General features: G+C 44.7%; 23 protein-coding genes. 6 read left to right on the top strand and 17 right to left on the bottom strand.

The window, feature by feature from the left end; genetic code table 11:
- Positions 1-5: 5 nt before the first annotated feature.
- From HMPREF9380_RS11875 to HMPREF9380_RS09825, 12 genes are all read right to left on the bottom strand, one after another.
- The gene (locus HMPREF9380_RS11875; protein WP_002931878.1) at positions 6-149 is read right to left on the bottom strand and encodes a hypothetical protein; all 144 of its coding nucleotides are present in this window, start codon (positions 147-149) and stop codon (positions 6-8) included.
- A gap of 176 nt (positions 150-325) precedes the next feature.
- A complete protein-coding gene (gene cls, locus HMPREF9380_RS09775; RefSeq protein ID WP_002931877.1) occupies positions 326-1,861 on the bottom strand; it encodes a cardiolipin synthase in 1,536 nt (511 codons plus the stop codon).
- Positions 1,862-2,055: 194 nt separating this feature from the next.
- The gene (locus HMPREF9380_RS09780) at positions 2,056-2,535 is read right to left on the bottom strand and encodes an SP_0198 family lipoprotein (RefSeq protein WP_002931875.1); all 480 of its coding nucleotides are present in this window, start codon (positions 2,533-2,535) and stop codon (positions 2,056-2,058) included.
- Between the two features lie 57 nt (positions 2,536-2,592).
- Positions 2,593-3,825, bottom strand: coding sequence for a bifunctional folylpolyglutamate synthase/dihydrofolate synthase (locus tag HMPREF9380_RS09785; protein WP_032907142.1), 1,233 nt, complete (start codon positions 3,823-3,825; stop codon positions 2,593-2,595).
- A 180-nt stretch (positions 3,826-4,005) separates the two neighbouring features.
- Entirely contained in the window at positions 4,006-4,317 is a 312-nt protein-coding gene (locus HMPREF9380_RS09790; protein WP_002894073.1) for a DUF1292 domain-containing protein, read from the bottom strand.
- Between the two features lie 24 nt (positions 4,318-4,341).
- Complete coding sequence (gene ruvX / locus HMPREF9380_RS09795) at positions 4,342-4,761, bottom strand: Holliday junction resolvase RuvX (protein WP_002894074.1); 420 nt, start codon at positions 4,759-4,761, stop codon at positions 4,342-4,344.
- Positions 4,761-5,027 (bottom strand): IreB family regulatory phosphoprotein, encoded by a 267-nt coding sequence (locus HMPREF9380_RS09800; RefSeq protein WP_002894075.1) that lies wholly within the window; start codon positions 5,025-5,027, stop codon positions 4,761-4,763. Before HMPREF9380_RS09800 ends, ruvX begins: the two co-directional genes overlap by 1 nt.
- A gap of 143 nt (positions 5,028-5,170) precedes the next feature.
- Positions 5,171-5,737: an SP0191 family lipoprotein gene (locus HMPREF9380_RS09805; RefSeq protein WP_002931873.1), complete on the bottom strand. Its 567-nt coding sequence runs from the start codon at positions 5,735-5,737 to the stop codon at positions 5,171-5,173.
- 105 nt (positions 5,738-5,842) lie between these two features.
- Positions 5,843-6,415: an SP0191 family lipoprotein gene (locus tag HMPREF9380_RS09810; protein ID WP_002931872.1), complete on the bottom strand. Its 573-nt coding sequence runs from the start codon at positions 6,413-6,415 to the stop codon at positions 5,843-5,845.
- 134 nt (positions 6,416-6,549) lie between these two features.
- Positions 6,550-6,948 carry a transcriptional regulator Spx gene (spx, locus tag HMPREF9380_RS09815; RefSeq protein WP_002931870.1) on the bottom strand — a complete coding sequence of 133 codons (399 nt, stop codon included), beginning with the start codon at positions 6,946-6,948 and terminating at the stop codon, positions 6,550-6,552.
- An 85-nt stretch (positions 6,949-7,033) separates the two neighbouring features.
- Positions 7,034-8,182 carry a recombinase RecA gene (gene recA, locus HMPREF9380_RS09820; RefSeq protein ID WP_002931868.1) on the bottom strand — a complete coding sequence of 383 codons (1,149 nt, stop codon included), beginning with the start codon at positions 8,180-8,182 and terminating at the stop codon, positions 7,034-7,036.
- Positions 8,183-8,239: 57 nt separating this feature from the next.
- Positions 8,240-9,496: a competence/damage-inducible protein A gene (locus HMPREF9380_RS09825; protein ID WP_032907140.1), complete on the bottom strand. Its 1,257-nt coding sequence runs from the start codon at positions 9,494-9,496 to the stop codon at positions 8,240-8,242.
- 270 nt (positions 9,497-9,766) lie between these two features.
- Here HMPREF9380_RS09825 and HMPREF9380_RS09830 point away from each other — a divergent pair, with 270 nt between their 5' ends.
- Positions 9,767-10,177 (top strand): helix-turn-helix domain-containing protein, encoded by a 411-nt coding sequence (locus HMPREF9380_RS09830; RefSeq protein WP_002931863.1) that lies wholly within the window; start codon positions 9,767-9,769, stop codon positions 10,175-10,177.
- Positions 10,178-10,366: 189 nt separating this feature from the next.
- Here HMPREF9380_RS09830 and HMPREF9380_RS09835 read toward each other — a convergent pair whose 3' ends face one another.
- On the bottom strand, positions 10,367-10,921 hold the full coding sequence (locus HMPREF9380_RS09835; protein ID WP_002899291.1) for a DNA-3-methyladenine glycosylase I: 555 nt from the start codon (positions 10,919-10,921) through the stop codon (positions 10,367-10,369).
- Between the two features lie 9 nt (positions 10,922-10,930).
- Positions 10,931-11,521, bottom strand: coding sequence for a Holliday junction branch migration protein RuvA (gene ruvA, locus HMPREF9380_RS09840; protein WP_032907138.1), 591 nt, complete (start codon positions 11,519-11,521; stop codon positions 10,931-10,933).
- A 169-nt stretch (positions 11,522-11,690) separates the two neighbouring features.
- On the opposite strand from ruvA, the gene HMPREF9380_RS09845 reads away from it, so the two are divergent.
- Both HMPREF9380_RS09845 and HMPREF9380_RS09850 read left to right on the top strand, forming a co-directional pair.
- Positions 11,691-12,197, top strand: a complete 507-nt coding sequence (locus HMPREF9380_RS09845; RefSeq protein WP_002931862.1) for a helix-turn-helix domain-containing protein — start codon at positions 11,691-11,693, stop codon at positions 12,195-12,197.
- A complete protein-coding gene (locus tag HMPREF9380_RS09850) occupies positions 12,181-12,702 on the top strand; it encodes an RDD family protein (RefSeq protein WP_002931857.1) in 522 nt (173 codons plus the stop codon). The genes HMPREF9380_RS09845 and HMPREF9380_RS09850 overlap by 17 nt, the downstream gene beginning before the upstream one ends.
- A gap of 35 nt (positions 12,703-12,737) precedes the next feature.
- Here the strand turns inward: HMPREF9380_RS09850 and mutL are convergent, their stop codons facing one another.
- A complete protein-coding gene (gene mutL / locus HMPREF9380_RS09855; RefSeq protein WP_032907135.1) occupies positions 12,738-14,684 on the bottom strand; it encodes a DNA mismatch repair endonuclease MutL in 1,947 nt (648 codons plus the stop codon).
- Positions 14,685-14,867: 183 nt separating this feature from the next.
- On the opposite strand from mutL, the gene HMPREF9380_RS09860 reads away from it, so the two are divergent.
- Together HMPREF9380_RS09860 and HMPREF9380_RS09865 are read left to right on the top strand one after the other, a co-directional pair.
- Positions 14,868-15,308: a LytTR family DNA-binding domain-containing protein gene (locus HMPREF9380_RS09860; protein WP_002931853.1), complete on the top strand. Its 441-nt coding sequence runs from the start codon at positions 14,868-14,870 to the stop codon at positions 15,306-15,308.
- Complete coding sequence (locus HMPREF9380_RS09865) at positions 15,305-15,775, top strand: DUF3021 family protein (RefSeq protein ID WP_002931851.1); 471 nt, start codon at positions 15,305-15,307, stop codon at positions 15,773-15,775. The genes HMPREF9380_RS09860 and HMPREF9380_RS09865 overlap by 4 nt, the downstream gene beginning before the upstream one ends.
- A gap of 48 nt (positions 15,776-15,823) precedes the next feature.
- Here the strand turns inward: HMPREF9380_RS09865 and mutS are convergent, their stop codons facing one another.
- On the bottom strand, positions 15,824-18,373 hold the full coding sequence (mutS, locus tag HMPREF9380_RS09870; protein WP_002931850.1) for a DNA mismatch repair protein MutS: 2,550 nt from the start codon (positions 18,371-18,373) through the stop codon (positions 15,824-15,826).
- Positions 18,374-18,451: 78 nt separating this feature from the next.
- Positions 18,452-18,889, bottom strand: a complete 438-nt coding sequence (gene argR / locus HMPREF9380_RS09875; protein WP_002931838.1) for an arginine repressor — start codon at positions 18,887-18,889, stop codon at positions 18,452-18,454.
- A gap of 300 nt (positions 18,890-19,189) precedes the next feature.
- Between argR and argS the strand changes: the two genes are divergently transcribed.
- On the top strand, positions 19,190-20,878 hold the full coding sequence (gene argS, locus HMPREF9380_RS09880) for an arginine--tRNA ligase (RefSeq protein ID WP_002931836.1): 1,689 nt from the start codon (positions 19,190-19,192) through the stop codon (positions 20,876-20,878).
- Positions 20,879-20,950 lie beyond the last annotated feature (72 nt).

Raw genomic sequence — 20,950 nt, 5'->3', positions numbered from 1 at the left:
GTATATCAAATTCCTGTCCTCCTGTCAGCTTTCTCTTGCCCCTTCTTCTGAGTATTATAGCTTCTAGCCAGCTCCTCCAATTCCCGAAAACAGCGATATTCTCTCGTTTCATAAGCAAGCGGCTGACTGGAAATTTTCTCCATTATCATCTTAAAAAATTCCTTTATTTTTTACATTCGTAAAAACAGAGCAAAAATCCGTCCCCATATAAAAGCAAAAATAACAAGAACACATCTCAGCACGATTAGCAAAAGCACAAACAAAAATCTGAGACTTCCGCCTCAGATTTTCTGTATATTTCTGCAGAACTTACCCTCCTCCGGCATTAGAGCATAGGTGCAAAGAGCTGCATGATTTCTTTGATAAGGCGACGATACCAGCTGCTATCAAGATTTTCAGGAAGAATTTCCTCAGAAGCTTCAAAAATGGCTTCAAAATCTTCCTTGATAGCTGGGATACTCTCCGTATGGTACATCAGAACTGCATTTTCATAATGGTGCACCAGACTGCGGTAGTCAAAATTAATCGTCCCTACCACAGCAAATTCATCATCAGCCACCACGTTCTTACTGTGGATAAACCCTGGTGTGTACTCAAAGATCTTAACCCCTGCTTCCATCAGATCCGGATAGGCTCCGCGGGTAACAATCTGAATCAGCTTCTTGTCCGGAATGAAAGGAGTCACGATGCGGACATCCACTCCCCGCATAGCAGCATTCTTGATATCCTCCGTCAGGTCATAGTCAATAATCAGATAAGGCGTGGTAATGTAGACATAGTCCGTAGCCTGACTGATGATATTTTGATAGACTGTTTTGCCAACCTGACCCTTATAAATAGGCTTAGGCCCGCTGCCATAGGGAATGTATAGCCCTTGACCTTCGACAGCTTTATTTTCCAGATGGTACTTGTCAAAATCTGTGATTTCCCCGAGGTTGATGTACCAGTTCATGAGAAAGAGCCGCGTCAGAGCCTTGACCGCCCGACCTTCCAAGCGCACACCGCCATCTTTCCAGTGACCAAAACGAACGATATGATTGATATACTCGTCAGCCAGATTGATGCCGCCAGTATAGCCAACCTGACCATCAATGACCAAAATCTTGCGGTGGTCACGGTTGTTATAGGATACCGTCATTCGCGGAATCACCTTGTTAAACTTATAAGCCTCGATGCCCATCTTACGCAACTTACGCGTATAATCACCCGGCAAAGTAGCCATGCAGCCAATATCATCATAGAGCAGTTTGACTTCAACTCCCTGCGCAGCTTTTTCGACCAAGATTTCCAGAACACTGTCCCACATCAGACCTTCATCAATGATATAAAATTCCAGAAAAATGAATTTCTCAGCAGCCCGCAGATCAGCCAGCATGGACTCAAACATCTCCTCTCCGATAGGAAAATAGCGAGAAGCTGTACCGTCATAGACATCCGCATTATTGTCCATACTCAGCAGTGATTTGATAATACCGTAGGCTGACTTGTTTTCTTTTTTCAGCTGGACACGGAGTTCATAGCTATTGTCCTCTCGAAATTTCATAGAGTCCATATTTTCCAGCTGGATCATTTCTTTTTTAGACAGCCGCCGCTCGCCAAACATCAGATAGAGCAGGAAGCCAAAGACTGGCACCACAGCAATCAGGAGCCAAGTCACCTTACTCTCAGGCGGCATATTGCGGTTGACAATCGCTAAAATAGTCCCAATATACAGGAAAACAATCATCGCCACTGACAGCCAGTTGGGTGCAATCTCATTAAAATAGAAGAACGCAACAAAGACAAAGGCTAGCTCCAGCAGCATAATAATGATGCTGAAACCGTATTTTGACATTAATAAGCGGAATTTCCTGAAAGTCATACACTCTCCTATCTCATTGCATATATTCTAGTATATCAGTAAAACTGCCTTAAAACAACGTTTATATCAATGCAAATCGTATTTCTAGCTGATGAAAAATCAAGAACAGCATTTGAACACCGATATCCTCAAAATCTCAATACAAGATTACAACTGATAAAAGGAAAAGCCCTATTTAAGACAGGGCTCTTTCATCATTGTTTTGTAAAGACCAGTGTGTCGTCATCATAAGGCTCTTGGGAAAGGTCCTCGATTGTCAACTGATTGCCCTCAATGCGATAGCGTTTGACGTCATCCCCAATGATCATGGTCTGGTTGGTAGCATCAATCTGAACTTGTTCAATTTCCTGCTCACCATCCGCCTCAACCTTGGTCAGCTGGCCAGTGGTGCCTGAAATCTGCAAGGTCAGCTGATCGCCTTCATGACTTGTCTGGTAGCTGCCATCCAGCTCGCCATTGGCTGCTGGCTCGGAAGAGGATGCTGAAGCAGATGAGCTGTTATTGACCGCACTAGACGTGCTAGCTACTGACGAAGACTCTGCTGGCTTACCGGAAGCGACTGACTGAGACTGAGAGGAAGGTGCCGTCTGGTTCTGATTAGAACCGCAGGCTGCCAAGGCCAAAACAGCCGCAGCAGTTAGACCTGAAATCGTTAACTTTTTAGAAATTGCCATAGTATTCTCCTTTTTCTTCTGTCTTTATTGTACCAAAGCGAGACTCTGGCGGTCAATTTATAAACTTGTCAAATAAGCTCTAACTTCTGCAATAAAATAGAGGGATCCCGTAATGAAAAGTAGCTGATTATCGTTTTGCCTCTCCTGAAAATTCTGAATGAGGTGCTGATAATCCTCTATGTATAAGAAGCCTTCCGCTTCAGCTTGACCAAGGGAATCTCCATCAGAAAAGGAAGTAACCGTCAACTGAACATCTGGCAGAACCTCTCGCAGATAAGCTAGCATAGTGCTATAGTCCTTACGCTTGAGAGCACCAAAAAGAAGCAAGCACTCTTTATCTTTCTGGCTCTGGATAAACTCCACTAACCTTTCCAGTGCAGGAAGATTATGGGCCCCATCAAGATAAATACCTGGACTGACTTCTTCCAAACGCCCTGCCCACCGAGTCTCCTGCAAGGCCGTCCGAATCTTAGCAGAATCTACTTCCCAGCCCTGCTGCTGCATGAAGAGCAGGAATGCCTGCAAAGCCAGCGCTGCATTTTCCTCCTGATAGCCTCCCTTGAGGCCCAGTTCAAGATTGGATAGGGTCATAGTCGAATTGGAAAAAGTCTGATTTGCCAGAGAAAAATCGCGACCATATTGATAGAGTTCTACTCCCAGCTCCTGAGCTCGCTGCTCACAAACCAATCGTGACTCTTCTGGCAGCGGCCCGATGACCGCTGGCCGCCCTGGCTTGAAAATCCCTGCCTTTTGCTCTGCTATCGCTGTCAAGCTCTTTCCCAGAGTCTCTTGGTGATCCAAGCCTACGGAGCTGATGGCCGCAATATCTCCCGTAATGACATTAGTCGTGTCTAAGAGTCCGCCGATCCCCACCTCAATCAGGGCTATGTCCACTTCCTGCTCCTTGAAATAGAGAAAGGCAATCAAGGTCAGAATTTCAAAATAGGACAGCTGGTCATGACTTTTGAGCAGTTCTTGCTCCATCTTTTGCACCTCTTGACCCAGACGGATAAAATCAGCTGGAGCAATCGGTTGACCGTTAATACAAATCCGATCGTGAATACTAATCATATGAGGCGAGGTAAAACTCCCTGTCTTGCGACCATGCCCCGCAAACAGCTGACGCATGAAAGCAATAGTAGAGCCTTTGCCATTTGTACCCGTTACATGAATCGTTGGAAAACTCTGCTCAGGATTTCCCAAAAGAGCTACAGCCCGCTGCATCCGCCCTAGACCCGAACGAAAGTTTAGACCAATTCGGCTATTCAGCCATTCTTCAATTTCATTCATTTTCTTACCCAAAAAAGAGCAGCGAAGCAGAATTCAAATCTGAATTGCAACTCGCTCCTCTTTCTAATCTTTATGATACGAGATGGAAAATAGCCAAGCCTTGGCTACTTCCTTTATCTGTCAAATTCAGCTAGCACTTGCCTGCACTTGTCCATTTTTGGAAACGAGACTAGGCCAGTCTTACTCTTCCATAAAGCTGTTGAAGACTTCTTCAATCATATCCCATTCAGCATCTGAGTCCTCTGGGATTGGCTGCAGGTCGCCTTCTGTACCATCTTCATTTTCGGTAAAGGAATAAGCTTGAATCTCTACTTCACCATTCTCATCTTCTTCCGCATTGGCCGGAATCAAAAGAACATAATTCTTGCCAAACTCTTCCTTGCCGTCAATGGTCAAAAGAATTTCAAATAAAGTTTCGTTCCCTTGCTCGTCAACCAAGGTGATTAATTCACGCTCTTCATGCTCGTGGTCATGGTTATGATCATGTGTCATACTAGTGTCTCCTTCATTTCTTTTCTAAAAATTCCGATCCAGATAATTCTGCAAAATCAGCTGCGCCGCCAGCTTATCAATAACTTTCTTACGCTTGCTGCGGCTAATGTCCGCCTGCTCCACCAGCATGCGTTCAGCAGCCACCGTCGTCAAACGCTCATCCTGATAATCAACCGGCAGACCAAACAGCTCAGAAACCCGCTGGCCATAAGCCTGGCTGGCCTCCACTCGAGGACCGCTGGTATTGTTCATATTCTTAGGCAGACCAATAACAAACTTATCAACCTTGTACTCTTTAACCAGCTCACCCAAGCGCTCTAGGCCGAATTCGCCCTTTTCTTCATGGATCGGAATAATCTCCAGTCCTTGAGCCGTAAAACCAAGAGGATCACTAATGGCAACCCCAACCGTTTTCGAGCCCACATCTAATCCCATAATTCTCATTAGAGATCGACGCCTTGTCCTTTCAAATAATAACGAACCAACTCCTCAACAATCTCATCGCGCTCGTATTTGCGGATTTGATTGCGGGCATTGTTATAGCGAGGTACGTACGCAGGATCACCACTAAGTACGTATCCCACGATTTGATTGATTGGATTGTATCCTTTTTCATTGAGCGACTTGTAGACATCGGTCAAAGTCTCGCTAATTTCTTTTTTATTTGAATCATCGAGATTAAAACGTACTGTTTCATCTGTAAATCCCACAATTACACCCTCTTTCTTTAGAATATCCCTATTATAGCATAATTAAAGGCTTTTCACAAATTTAATTCATTCTTCAATGATATCTGTATGCTCCAACTTTCAGCCTCTAAAAGCTGCTCTTTGCAGAATGGATAGAGGCAATGTTATTCAGAAAGATTTGGTACCTCTACACCACTCTCTCCCTTAAAATTATTTAAAAACTCCTCTGGGCTCAAAGTCTGAATTTGACCAAAAAGTTCCCCATAAGTTGGAATTTGTTTAACAGCTTCAAAATCGAGCTCTTTAGGATTTACGCTAATCACAAATAAAAATTCATCTGATGTAGCATCTGCACGCATATCAATGCCATTGATTGTTTCAATTTTATCCAATCCAAGTAAACTTTCTGCTGTCTCTAACAATTCATTTTTTGCTGATGAAATACCATCCTCTCCCATCGTTTCTTTGATATTAGCAGGAATAGTCCTATTGATTCTTAGAATAACTTTTTCATACTCAGAACCTTTGTATGTAAGGGTTAGAACTCTGGTTTCTTTCCCTCCCTCAAATACCTGATCCGTTTGATAAGATTTGGTAATACTCTCTGATTTCTCGACAACGCTTTTATCGGTCTTTTGCTGGTCTGAATGATTGACAGTTGGCTCAGTCTTTTGACCACAAGCGGTTAAGCATAATAGAGTAGCAAATAAGTAAATGAATACTTTTTTCATCTCTTAACTCCTTAAACAATAAGTTAACTACATCATATCATGATTAAAAAAGCGCTGTCAAACTGATTGTCACTCTGTCATTAAAATGTAATAAAAAAGAGCAGCTTATTTCTGCTCTTCTGCTCCATTCATCAGGAGATTGTTGATGTATTCTTCTGGCGTCAGCTTAATCATTTCTTTGAGCTTGAGATTTTGAAAATAAGGCATAGCTGCCGCTTTTTCGATATCTAGACTCTCAAAATCATAGGTGGAAGTCATTTTTAGCTCATTCTCATTCAAAATAGTGACTGAGCCGCTAAAACCTTGAAGTCCACGAGCCTGCACATAGTCTGCATCCTGCTCCAGTGACTCATTGAGCGACTTCTGTGCTTCCTCCAGCCCCATCTGCTTGATAGCTTCTTTCATCTCAGCATCAGTAGCAGTCAACCTTTCAATAACCAAGCGTTTAAAATGCTCTCCCTGATAAGTCACTGTCTGACTCTGCTGGTTTCCTCTTTCATCCTTTGGAAAAACAAGTGTCCGAGTAATCACTTCCTGCTGCTTGGCATTATCAATGATAGGCAGATTATTGCTGATTTCTTTCTTGTCAGCCGCATTCGAATTCGTCTCTGTCTTTTTATGTCCACAGCCTGCTAACAACGCCACACTCAATCCCAGTCCTAATAAAATTTTCTTCATCTTTCATCCTCCTCAGAGATATTGTATCACAGTTCTGCTCCTTGTCAATCCATCCAGTCGCCAAAGCCTCTGTCAACCTGAACAAAAAGAAGAGCCGAGATTCTCTTCCCGACTCTTTCAGTTATATTCAAAGATTAGAGAGCTGCACGCAGACGAGCTTCTGCATTTTCAACATTGCGAACAGAACGTGGCAGAAAAGCACGGATATCATCTTCTTTGTAACCAATTTGGAGACGTTTATCATCCACTAAGATAGGACTTTTCAAAATACGCGGGGTCTCCATGATAATATCAAGAACTTCATTGACACTCAATTCTTCAATGTCAACACCCAAACCTTTAGCATAGCGGTTTTTTGATGAAACAATGCTCGCGATACCATTTTCTGTTTTGGTTAAAATATCCAGAAGTTCCTCTTTGGTGATGCCTTCTTTGCCTAAATTTTGTTCTTTATAAGTTAATTGATGAGCGTTTAGCCAGGTTTTTGCTTTTTTACAACTAGTACAACTTGAGACAGTATAGATTGTGATCATGTAAGTACTCCTTTCGCTACACGATACTAATATCGTAGTCTATTATATCACAAAAACCATCGGTCTTGCGACCTATTTTGCAAAATTACTCTTCAATTTCGATGGCATCGTCCAAATCAAGAGTCACTTCTTCCATCGTTTCTACAGGGCTGTCAGCCTTGCTGCCAACCGCTTCTGCCAAGTCATCGCCTTCAATCAGACCATAACGTACACGAACTTGGCGGTCAATTTCGTCAAAGACTTCTGGATGATCAGCCAAGTATTTTTTAGCATTTTCAGATCCTTGACCGATCTTTTCATCATTGTAGGAGTACCAAGCACCAGCTTTTTTGATGATATCCAAATCAGTCGCAATCTTAATCAGCTCACCTGTCTTAGAAATACCTTCTCCGTACATGATTTCCACGAAGGCTTCTTTAAATGGCGGAGCTACCTTATTTTTAACAACCTTGATCTTGGTTTCTTTACCAACATTAGTATCCTTCTCATCACCAGTTCCCTTGATTTGAGTATTACCACGGACATCCAGACGGACAGAAGCATAGAACTTCAGTGCACGGCCACCTGGTGTTGTTTCAGGATTACCAAACATAACGCCAACTTTTTCACGCAGCTGGTTAATGAAAATCGCAATCGTCTTCGTTTTGTTGATAGAAGCAGACAGTTTGCGCATAGCCTGGCTCATCATCCGAGCCTGCAAGCCGACATGGCTGTCGCCGATATCGCCATCGATTTCTGCACGCGGTACAAGGGCTGCAACGGAGTCCACAACCACCAAGTCCACCGCACCTGAATCAATCAACTTACCGGCAATTTCCAGTCCTTGCTCTCCAGAATCCGGTTGAGACAGCAGCAACTCATCAATATTAACACCCAGAGCAGCCGCGTATGACGGATCCAAAGCATGCTCAGCATCGATAAAGGCTGCGATACCACCTTCTTTTTGCGCTTGAGCAACTGCGTGAAGAGCAACGGTTGTCTTACCAGAAGACTCCGGACCATAGATTTCAATAATCCGTCCCTTAGGATAACCCCCAGCACCAAGAGCAATATCTAAAGCCAGAGAGCCTGAACTCATGACTTGAACCTTTTGCTCTGCCCGCTCGCCAAGACGCATAATGGCTCCCTTACCGAAGTCCTTTTCAATGTTTTTCAGGGCATTATCCAAGGCTTTTTGGCGCTCATCACCGAATTTCTTTGAGATTTCGTCTAATTTTTTTTGTTTCTTTGCCATTTATTTCTCCTGTTTTTTCTAAAATGTCTTTTGGCCATCTGTTAATTATACCAAAATTCAGCTATTTAATAAAGTTTTTCGTACTAGGTTGAAGGCGTGCAGAACAGCAATTTTCCGCACATCACGACGACTGCGTCCAGCAATATTGACCTTAATAGTTTCCGTTCCTGAAGCACTAGCTAAACCGATAAAAACGGTCCCTGCAGGATGATCTTCCAGTGAATCTGGGCCTGCCACACCTGTCAAACTGACAGCTAAGTCGCTTTCGGTCAGCTTTCTAGCCTGCTCTGCCATTTTCCCTGCCGTAAAAGCTGAAACAACTCCATGCTCCTCCAAGTCTCCCAACGGAATATCCAGCATCCGGCTCTTTTCCTCCATGCTGTAGGTGACAAAGCCACCTGAAAAAATGGAAGAGGCTCCAGCAAAATCAGCTAAGGTCGCTTGAAAGAGGCCTGCTGTCAGACTCTCCGCCGCCGAAATCGTCTTCCCTTGACTCTTCAGCAACTCAAAAGCCACCTGTGCCAAGGAATTGTCATCCCCGTAACCATAGAAAATCTCTGACAAGGGCTGTCCCTCAAAAGTCTTATGTTCCAAAATTTCCTTTTCCACAGTCTCAAACTTGGTGTCAGCTTCTACCTGACTCAGAGCCTTGGTGGACAGTCGTAGGGTAACTTCCCCTGTCTTTGCATAAGGAGCAATGGTGGGGTCACTCTGCTGCTCAATCATCTCTGACAAAATAGTCACTAGCTGACTCTCGCCGATACCAAAGAAACGCAGCACCCGTGAATATAATTTCTGGCCTGTGGATAAGAGGGGAACCAGCTCATTATTAACCATAGGCTTAAGCTCACTAGGCGGGCCAGGCAGGACTACATAGGTCACTCCGTCTGCTTCTAACAAGCCTCCGACAGCTAAGCCGGTCGCATTTGGTAACGGCGTCGAGCCTTTGACCAGCTGGGCCTGACGCTCATTGTTGGGCGTTCGGGCATAATCCGGTCGACTAGCAAAAAAGCGATCCAGCTTTTCCACAGCCTGTGAGTCAAAATTGAGCTCACGTCTTAAGAACTTAGCCAAGGTCTGCTTGGTCAAATCATCCTCTGTTGGCCCCAAGCCTCCAGTCAGGATAATCAGATTACTGCGCCCTTTAGCAATTTCTAGAACAGAGAGGAGGCGATTTTCATTGTCCCCCACTGCTGTCTGAAAATAGACATCAATCCCCAGACTCGCCAGTTTTTCAGATAAAAATTGGGCATTGGTATTGACAATCTGACCTGTCAGAATCTCAGTGCCCACAGCAATAATTTCTGCTTTCATAGAACCTCCTACCTTACAATTCGGAATTGGCTTTATTTTATCACAAAAAATCTTAAAAAAGTTGATTTTCATTTCAAGAAATAAAAAGAGCTGTCAAGCTCCTTGACAAACTTGTCAACATGCTGTGGATAACTTTTAAAAAGGATTGGTGTTATGCAGAATAACTGGATTGTTAGGGAAATGCTATTGGCAAATAGTTTCATTATTTTTATAATAAAGATGAAAAAAGGAAATCATCTAAATAATTTTATTTGAAGAAAGGAGATCATCATGAAAATTTCACAAGTGCTCAAAGACATTCGTCAACAAAATCAACTCACTCAGGAGGCCTTGGCGGAAAGGCTCAAGGTTTCCCGCTCTGCCATTGCTCGCTGGGAAAGTGAAAAAGGTATCCCTGATATTGGAAACCTCATCGCTATCAGTCGGGAGTTTGATATCAGCCTGGGCACACTCATCAAGGAGGATGGGCGCTTGGAGAAAAAGGTCATCGAAGACAGTAAGGCTAAGAAATGGCATTATTTAGTCATCCTCTACCTTTTTTCCATCTTGGTTTATATTGGTGCCTTCGCTTACTTGCACCATATCTTTATGGCTGGCTTCCTCATCTCCACCCTCTTTATGCTTTTCTATGAATTACGCATCTTTATCAAGGAAAAGATTTGGATGCAGAAAGGAGAATGAGGATATAAAGAGAATAACAAAAAAACCTAGAGAGCTTTGAGCCTCTAGGTTTTCATTTGTTTATCAACAATAAGGTAATGAAGCAGATAATTCAGCCATTGTTGTCCAATAAACTGCAAACCTCTACCTAGAAATAAAATGGTATATAGAGAAATAAAAATAAGCTGGAATTTTCTTGTTTTCATCGTTCTACTTCCAGTCACAATCATTTTCGTGGTCATTGATAAGGCCAGCGGCTTCTAGGAATGAATAGACACAAACGGGACCGACAAATTTGAAGCCTTGCTTTTTCAGCGCCTTGGACATAGTTTCTGACAGCTCTGTCTTGGCTGGCGCTTCCTCGTAGTCCAAAATTTCATTGTCAATCGTTTTGAAATCTACAAAGGACCAGATATAGTCATTAAAAGAGCCAAACTGCTTTTGAACAGCCAAAAAAGCTTGGGCATTAGCCCTAGTTGCATAAATTTTCATCTTGTTACGGATGATGTCGGGATTGCCCAACAAATCATCCAGATCCGCATCCGTCATCTGAGCAATTTTCTGGGCATCATAGAAATGAAAAGCTTCCCGAAAAGCCTGACGTTTATTCAGAATGGTCTCCCAAGAAAGTCCAGCCTGATAAGTCTCCATGCAGAGCAATTCAAATAATTTCTGATCATCATGGAGAGGCTTGCCCCACTCCTCATCATGATAGGCCACATATAAGGGGTTGTTCATTTTTACCCAGCCGCAGCGTTTGGTCATAGCTTTCTCCTATTTCACCAACATCTTGAGAGCTGACTTGATATAGTTTTCAGCTGTATCAGTTGTGCCTTCAAAGAATTTCTTGATTTTCTTGAGCTCAGCAGCCTTGTATCCCAGAGCCAGCATAGCTTCCATGGCTTCTTCAAGCTCTTGATTATCCGCAGTCTGGACGGGCGCCTTGCTTTCTGCTTGACCATCTGCCGCCACTACCTTGCCTTCTAAGTCCAGCACCATCTGCTGGGCCGTCTTCTTGCCAATCTTAGGAAACTTGGTCAGATAGGTGATGTTTTTCTGCTCAATGGCTTGCACTAAGCCAACATTATCATCCGCCGCAATAATAGCTAGGGCAGACACTGGGCCAATACCTGAGACTGAAATCAAGCTGAGAAAGAGCTGCTTCTCCTCCTCGGTCGCAAAACCGTACAGGAGCTCCGCGTCTTCTCTCACCACCTGGTGGACATAGACCTTGGCTTCCTGATGGAGATGACCTGAGTAAGCATAGGGGTTGGCCACATGAAGAATATAGCCGATAGAGTTGACTTCCAATACAATGTACTTGGCTGTGATTTTACTGATGATTCCTTTAAAATATTCGTACATAATCTTCCTTCTTGTTGTATCATTTTGCCTATCTAGTATATCATATTTTCTGTCTGGAAACTGCAAATAGAAGTGCAACCGGTGGTTGACAAAATGTACAGGAAGCTGTATTCTCAAGATAACTAAAAGTTGTTAGGATAGAATTAGCAAAGAAAAGGAGGCTGTCACGATGAAACTCGCTGATAAATTATTTGAACTAAGAAAAGAAAAAGGCTGGTCACAAGAAAAACTGGCTGAACAAATCAATGTCTCTCGCCAGAGCATTTCTAAGTGGGAGTCTGGCCAAGCGCTGCCAGAACTCGAAAAAATTGTAGAACTGAGCAAGATTTTCCAAGTGACGACAGATTATCTGCTTTTAGAAGACAGCGACAAGGCGGAACTAAAACCCGTCCTCTCAGAAGACGAAAAAGATCGCTACTACAAAGAAGTGAAATCTTATGGCTTCTGGCAGGTTTTGTATATTTTTGTATCAGCCCTGGCTATCTTTCTCTTTTTCGCAGGTTCTAGCTTTCCAGCAAAATTCACTGCCCTGGTCTGGTTGACCTTTTTCCTCTTAATCGCATCCGCAATGGCTATTAACAAGGCGCTAAAGATTAAGAAAAAGTATCTGGACAAGGTTATAGACCTTGATGAGGATTCTAAGAAAGAAGGTGCTCAAGATGAAACTAAAAACTGACAATCCCATACCTGTCAAAACTCGTCTGAAAGAGCTGCTTGGAGACTGGCTCTTCATTTCGGGCTACCTCATTGCTCTTTTTTTACTAGCTATGGGCTTTTACAATCTAGTTCTAGGAGATATTCCTACATTCACTGAATCCCAGAGCCAGCTTCTGGCTTTTTCTACCTCTGTCCTGCCTCTAACTGTTATCTTTGCTTGGCTAGACTATCGAAAAGGAAGTTTTGGCAAGCGCTGGGCAGGTTTACAGTTGGTTTACAAACATAGGAGCCTTTCCCACAGCTTTTTGCGCTCTGCTATCAAGTTTTTCCCTTGGCAGCTGGGACATATGGGAGCTATCCGTAGTGCTTATCAAGCAGATGCCCTGTCAATTTTCTTGTCAACTTCAGCAGGTATTCTCTTCTTGATCTTTCTGCTGATGGGACTGCTTCGCAAGGACAAACGCCATCCAGCTGATTTGCTTGCTGGAACGCAAGTTCAGCTCAAAAACTCAAAACAGCTCTAGTTCTATGACTAGGGCTGTTTGATCTTCTATAAAGTTTAGTATTTCCCCAACTCCCGCAGGCTAGTGTGATTTTCCTGAATGCGGCGGAACATTTTTTCCATATCCGACTTGGTAAAGTTGACCAAGACCGGTCGGCCGTGTGGGCAGTTGTAAGGATTGTCACACTGGGACAGCTGAAAGAGCAAGTCACGCGCAGAGTAGTCATCCAGACTGTGATTGGCCTTGATGGAGCGTTTGCAGCTCATCATAATGGCCAGCTCTGCTCGATATTTCTTGATAGAAACTTCCTTGGTCAGGAGAAGCATATCACACATCTCATAGATACCTGCTTCAATCTCCTCTTCCTTGAACCAAATGGGATGCTCACGGAGGATAAACTGATTGGCTCCGTACTCTTCTAAAAAGATGCCAGCATCTTCTAACAGCCCCATCCGCTGCTTGATTCGCAGCATATCGTCCGCTGGAAATTCAAAGATATAGGGCACTAAGAGCTGTTGCTGGCTATTGTCCACATCCCCAATCTTCTCCCGATAATACTCATACTTGACCCGCTCTTGGGCAGCATGCTGGTCAATAATGTAAAGACCGCCCTTGCCCTGAGCAAAGAGATAGGTACCATGCATCTGGCCGAAATATTCTAACTCTGGGAAGCTTGACTTCTCTTCCTGTTCCAACTTATCCACAGCCCGCTCCAGACTGACCTGATCAAGCTCTGGATGGTCTAGTTGGTCATAGCTAACTGGCTTTCTCTCTGCAAATTTGACCGAAGTTGATTGTGGCGGTTCTGCTTTTTCGTCTGTCGCTTCATGAACAGGCTCCGCTGATTCTTCAAAGGATAGTTGTTGCTCGGCCACCTGTGGCTTGAGGAAAAAGTCATTCTGCTCCTTATCGTAGTAGAGGCGATTTTCTTTCAGCGGGAGGCTGGTCTGTTCAGACTTATTTGCACGCTTAACAGTTGATTTGGCCAGATTTTCCAAAGCATCTGGGATAAGATCCTGCTCCTTGAGACTGGTCGCAATGGCTTGCGAAATCAAGGCCATGAGTTCGCGTTCTTTAGAAATCCGCACCTCTTGCTTTGTCGGATGGACATTGACATCAGCCAGATAGGGGTCAATCTGAATATTGATGACCGCTAGTGGAAAGCGGCCTACCATCAGCTTGCTGCCGTAGCCGTCCAAAATAGCACGATTAAGCAGGAAATTCTTAATGTAGCGACCGTTGATGAGAATCGTAATATAATTCCGATTCGCACGAGTCAGCTCAGGTAGGCTGACATAGCCGCTCACTTCAAAGTCCAGATCTGAAGCAGAGATTTCCACCATTTTCTTGGCTGTTGCCAGACCATAGATGCCTGCAATAGCCTGACGCAGATTGCCACTGCCGGCAGTCCGTGTCATTTCGCGGCCGTCACTGATAAGGGTGAAAGCCACTTCCGGATGGGCCAGACTAAGCCGATTAATCACATCAACGATATGGGACAGCTCAGCCTGCTGGCTCTTCATATACTTGAGCCGGGCTGGAGTATTAAAGAAGAGATCTTCTATCTTGATTTTCGTTCCCACCGGACTGCTGGTAGGCTCATGCTCTTCAATCTCGCCACCCTGCGCAACCAGCAGAGTCCCGTGCTGGCCGGCTTCAGTCGCTGTCTCAATGGTAAAACGCGAAACAGAAGCAATGGAAGGAATGGCCTCACCACGGAAACCCAATGTCCGAATCCGAAAGAGATCCGCCTGCTTCTTGATTTTACTGGTAGCATGGCGTCGAAGGGCCAGAGGAACATCTTCGTGGGCTATGCCTTCGCCATTATCCGTTACCTGAATGCTCTTGAGTCCGGCCTCCTCAATTTCGATGGTAATCTGGCTTGCACCCGCATCAATTGAATTTTCCACCAGCTCCTTGACCACACTGCTAGGCCGCTCAATGACTTCACCGGCCGCAATCTGATTGGCTAGAATTTCTGGAAGTTCGATAATTTTTGACATCTTTTTCTCCGTATTTGTTCTGCTATCTATTATAACACATTGGGCTCTTTCTATCAGAAGGCAGCCTTTCTCGACCATTCTGCTCACAAGCCAAACCAGATAGACACAAATAGCTGCCACATAGGCAAAAGGGCTTGTTTTCTCTGCCATGTTGCGGTTTAATAAAGGTGAAAGGAGGAAGTTATGAAAGTTAAGCTAAGAATTAATTCTCAAGTTACCGAAGACTCCGTCAGCATTGAGGCTCGTCTCATGACTGAAAGCATTCAGGAATTGGTCCACTTTGCGCAACATCTGGATAAAGAGGACAAGATCCATGTCAAGAAAGAAGACGAAATCTACTTACTAGACGCTGAGGAAATCCACCAAATCTATACAGAAAACCGTCAGGTTCGGGTTCGAACAGCAAAAGACAGCTATCGAGCTCAACAAGCTCTTTATCAGTTACTGCAGGTCCTGCCGGACTATTTTCTGCAGATTTCTCAGTCGGAGATTATCAATAGCCGACAAATCAGCCACCTCAAGCTGACTCCAAATGGTCTGATTCAAATATTTCTGAAAAACGGCGATCAGACTTACTCGTCCCGCCGTTATCTCAAATCCATTAAAGAAAGGTTGAAATTATGAAAACTCGTATTAAAGAACTCTTTTTCGGAGGGATTGGAGGGATTTTCATCGGTCTCTTCTTCTCCATGATTGTTTCTTATTTTTACAATCCAGCTTATCTACCGCTTCATCCTCGCTCTCCTACCGGCCACTTCTTTTTGATCCAGCATGTCCATGTTTCCCTCATCATGCTCTACTGCATGCTTATCTGGTTTATCATGGGAGCTATTTTCAGATGGAGCGGAAGCTTCTTTCAAAGAGACTGGAGCATCCTGCGCTCCGTTGTCAGCCACTATGGTGTGATGATTCTGACCTTTGCACTTTTAGCTAACCTAGCTGGATTTTTCCCAAGAGAAAAAATACTTAACCTGACACTGACTGCCGTCGGGGAATTCACCCTCATCTATCTAATCATTTTAGGTGCCATCTACTACCGCACTTACCGCAACATTCAAAAAATCAATAGCGGTTTGTCTGGCAAATCGTGAGAAATAAAAAGAGCAGACTTGAGGCATTAACAAGTCTGTTCTTTATTTTTACAACTTCTTCTTGAGCTCGGCCACTGCTGCCATGACTTCCAGGGGAGTCATATTGTAGATGTCCAAGTCTCGGAGTTCAGTCAGGATTGGATTTTCCGTTCCTTCTGCGAAAAGAGACATCTGCTCCGCCACTTGTGACCGTTTTTGTCTGGATTCGGTAGGAAGCTCTGAGCCTAGTCCTGTATCCTGACTCTCCAAATGACTCAAAATGTTATCCGCCCGCTCCAGTAATTTCTCAGGAAGACCGGCAATTTTCGCCACGTGAATCCCGTAGGACTTGTCAGCCGGACCCGGCTCAATCTTATGCAGGAAAGTCACCTGCCCGTCCTTTTCCAAGGTTGCCACATGGACATTTTCCAAATGCTCCAAGCTATCCTCCAAGGCTGTCAACTCATGATAGTGAGTGGCAAAGAGGGTCTTGGCTCCAGTATAATGATGAATATGCTCAATAATAGCCTGAGCCAGCGCCATCCCATCGTAAGTCGCCGTTCCACGGCCCAGCTCATCAAAGAGAATGAGCGAACGCTCGCTGGCCTGTCGAATGGCCCGATTGGCCTCCATCATCTCCACCATAAAGGTGGACTGGCCGGACACCAGATCATCTGCTGCACCGATGCGAGTGAAAATCGCATCGAATAGCGGCAGACTGGCAGACTGAGCAGGCACATAAGAGCCCATCTGTGCCATAATAACGATGATAGCCAGCTGGCGCATATAAGTTGATTTCCCGCTCATATTATGCCCGGTAATCAGCTGGATGTCCGTTTCCTGGTCCAGCAGAATACTATTTGGAATGTAGCTTTGGGCACCCATGACCTTTTCCACAACAGCATGCCGACCTTTTTCAATCTGCAGACAGCGCTCTGCAGTAAAGACGGGGCGCACCAAATGTAGTTGCTCCGCTACCGCAGCAAAGCTCTGCAGTACATCTACAGCTGCCAGCGTTTGTGCCAAGGCCTGCAAGCGCTGGATGTATTTGCCAGCTTCCTCGCGAATCCGCATGAAAATCTCGTATTCCAAATTAGCAGATTTTTCACGCGCCTCCAACATCTCTCCCTCAATCCGAGCCAGCTCCTCCGTTCCGAAACGCTCAGAATTTTTCAGGGTCGCCTTGCGGAAGAAATGACTAGGCACATGAGCCAACTGGGAATTGGTCACATGGAAATAATAACCATCTTTTTTGTTGTAATCAATCTTCAGATTGCTGATGCCGCTGTTAGCACGTTCTTTGACTTCCAGCTCTGCAATCCATCCAGTCCCCTCCCTCAGCACAAGCCGATACTGATCCAAGGTCTCATCAAAACCGGTCCGAATAATATTTCCCTCAGTAATGATATGGGGTGCATCCGGCGAAATGGCTGAGCTAATCAAACCTGCCAACTCTGGAATAGGATCCAATCCCTCAATCAAACGAGCTAGATGCGAGCTGCCGATTCCTTGCAGGATAGCCTTAATCTGAGGCACATTGACCAATGTTGCTGCCAACTGCAGCAGATCCTTGGGATTGGTCTTGCCAAAAGACACCCGACTAGCCAGCCGCTCGATATCATAGACTCCCTTGAGGCTCTCCGTCAAATCACTCCGCTCAAAGAAATGATCCAGAAAAACCTCGACGACATTCTGCCGCTGGCTAATTCGCGCTTCATCAATCAGCGGCCGCTGGATCCAAGAGCGCAGCATGCGCCCCCCCATGGCCGTCTTAGTCTCGTCCATCAGCCAATAAAGACTGCCGTGCTTCTTGCCCGAACGAGCATTTTCTGTCAAATCCAGACTCGCCTTAGTGGCATAATCCATTTGCAGAAAGTCCTTGATTTCATAATGCTGGGCCTTCTTCAAATGACTGAGCTCCCTCATCTGAGTCCGGTGCACATACTCCAGCAATTTCCCTGCTGCCTGACGTTCCATCGGAGACAGCTCCTCGCCCAGCAGCTGGACATCGTCCAAGGCCGTCTGTACATAGGACAGTAAAAGATTCATCTGCCCAGCCAAGACCTGCTCCTCAGCTTCTGGCAAGGTATAGCCCAGCACCACTTCCCTAGCTTTCAAATTGCGGATTTCCCCGCAGACCAGGCTAAAGTCCTCTAAACTAGTCACCTGAAACTCACCGGTCACCAAGTCCATATAAGCCAGACCATAGAGGCTATCCGAGTAATCCAAAGCCACCAGAAAGTTATTCGCAGAGTCCGGCTTACTGGAGTCCACCACCGTCCCCGGTGTGATAACCTGAACGACCTCCCGCTTAACAACTCCCTTGGCTTCCTTGGGATCTTCCATCTGCTCCGCAATCGCTACCTTATAGCCTGACTCGACCAAAACATCAATATACTGCTGAGCCGAATGATAGGGAACTCCAGCCATGGGAATGGGATTTTCTGCATTTTTATTGCGGCTGGTGAGAGAAATCTCTAAAATCTGGGCGGCATTGATCGCATCATCATAAAACAACTCATAGAAATCCCCCATCCGAAAGAGCAAGAAAGCATCTGGATAGTCCTTTTTGATATCCAAATACTGCTGCATGCCTGGCGATAACTTTTCTACTGCCATCTCTATCCTTTCTAAAAACAAACGAGGTCAGGACTTCCGTCTCAAACCTCTCCATTTTTCCTGAAAAAACTGTGACTCTTACATCACTTCCTGTATTTGCTCCTCAATCTCCTGAGCAGCTGCCTGATCCCGGCAAACCACTAAAAGAGTATTGGCACCCGCAACGGTTCCCAGAATACGGCTATCGAACGAGTTATCCACGACATTGGCCAGCACTGTGGCCTCTCCTAGGCCAGTACGAAGAACCAGACTAAACTCTGCCCTGGCCACACTCTCCACATGCTTGGCTAAAAATTCTATAAAATCAATCTCTTCAGTCTCATGCGCCAAAACATAATAAGTCAGGCCCTTCTTCTTAACCTTGGTCAGACCAATTTCACGGAGGTCACGCGACAGGGTAGTCTGCGTCACATATATCCCTTGTGGTTCCAGACGATCTTGAATCTCCTTTTGCGTTCCTAGCTTTTCTTCCTTAATCATCGTTTTGACTAACTGATGACGGTCATTCTTTCTCATTTTTACCTCATTGTTGAATATTTAGAAGCTGCATTCATAAAGAATACTCCATCCGATGAAAAACTGCTTCTCCATCAATCTAGGCAAAGATTTGCAGGAATACTGAGAATAAACAAAAAACTTTAACGAAGAGTAACAGAGAAGGAAGCATTTAGATGAAAAGCCCATCTATAAATACAAGTTCTTATCCCTCTTATTATATCAGAAAAATTCCTATTAGCCCAAAAATTATTCCCAAAAAAATTGAAGATTCCTTGAAAAATGTGATAAAATAATAACAAAAGACACAAAGGAGCAAATATGGATAACAAACAGTTGATTGCCGGCGAATTGGCCAAGATTATTGACAGCCTTGATCAAGACGCTATTTTAAATTTATTGGAGCAGCCAAAGAGCTCTGAACTTGGCGATATCGCCTTCCCAGCCTTTTCTCTGGCAAAGACTGAGCGCAAAGCTCCTCAAATCATCGCTACTGACATCGCTGAAAAGATTGATACAGCGCATTTTGATAAAGTCGTTGCGACTGGTCCTTATGTCAACTTTTTCCTCAGCAAGGCTGAAATTTCTGGCCAAGTTATCAAAGAAGTCATCAAAGACGGAGCTGACTATGGCCAGCAAAACGAAGGAAATAATCAGAATATCACCATTGATCTATCCAGCCCAAACATTGCCAAGCCTTTCTCAGTCGGCCACTTGCGCTCTACTGTTATCGGTGACGCTCTTTCCAACATCTTCCGCAAGATTGGCTACAACACCATCAAAATCAACCACTTGGGAGACTGGGGCAAACAGTTTGGCCTCTTGATGGTAGCTTATAAGAAGTGGGGAAGCCAGGAAGCTGTTGAAGTTAACCCTATTGACGAGCTCCTCAAACTCTACGTGCGTATCAATGCCGAGATTGAAAACGACCCATCTCTGGATGAAGAAGGCCGCCTTTGGTTCAAGAAGCTGGAAGACGGTGACCCAGAAGCAACTGAGCTCTGGCAATGGTTCCGAGACGAAAGTCTGACAGAATTCAACCGTATCTACGAACTCCTAGGTGTCGAATTTGACAGTCTAAATGGTGAAGCCTTCTACAACGATAAGATGGACGAAGGGATTCAAATCCTCGAAGAAAAAGGACTTTTACAGGAATCAAAAGGAGCTAGCATTGTAGACTTGGAAGACTTTAACCTTCCGCCTGCTATGATTAAAAAATCAGACGGTGCTACCCTCTACATCACACGGGATATCGCTACAGCCATCTACCGGGCTCGCACTTACAACTTTGTCAAAAATGTCTATGTTGTAGGTCAAGAGCAGGCCAACCACTTCAGACAACTCAAGGCCGTTCTGAAAAAGATGGGCTTTGACTGGAGCGATGACATGATTCACGTTGACTTCGGACTGGTGACTAAGAACCGTCAAAAACTGTCTACACGTAAAGGAAATATCATCCTTCTCGAACCAACTCTGCTGGAAGCTATCAGCCGGGCTAAGAGCCAGATTGAAGCTAAAAACCCAGAATTGGAAAACAAGGAAGCTGTTGCTCGAGCAGTTGGAGTCGGAGCAGTTAAGTTCTACGACCTCAAAACCGACCGCCGCAATGGTTACGACTTTGATCTGGAAGCTATGGTTTCCTTCGAGGGAGAAACAGGCCCTTACATCCAGTATGCCTATGCTCGTATCCAGTCTATCCTGCGCAAGGCGAACTTCCAGCCTGATGCAGAGGCTACATACAGCCTAAACGATCCAGAAAGCTGGGAAATTATCAAGCTGCTCCAAGACTTCGGTCGCGTTGTCAAGCGTGCTGCTGATAACTATGAACCATCTCTGATTGCCAAATACGCTATCAGTCTGGCTCAAGCCTTTAACAAATACTATGCGCACACACGGATTCTGGATGAAAGCCCTGAGCGCGACAGCCGTCTGGCTCTCAGCTACTCAACAGCTGTTGTCCTCAAAGAAGCTTTGCGTCTGCTGGGAGTAGAAGCGCCAGAAAAGATGTAAGCTTAATTTAGAACAAAAAAGGTCTCTTTGTCAACTGTAGTGGGTTGCCAAAAAGTCATATCCTGGAGAGGA

This window comes from Streptococcus sanguinis SK49 (assembly GCF_000212815.1).
In the GTDB taxonomy this organism is placed as follows: domain Bacteria; phylum Bacillota; class Bacilli; order Lactobacillales; family Streptococcaceae; genus Streptococcus; species Streptococcus sanguinis_C.
Note: the sequence above shows the minus strand (reverse complement) of the source record. Positions and strands in the feature narration are given on the sequence as shown.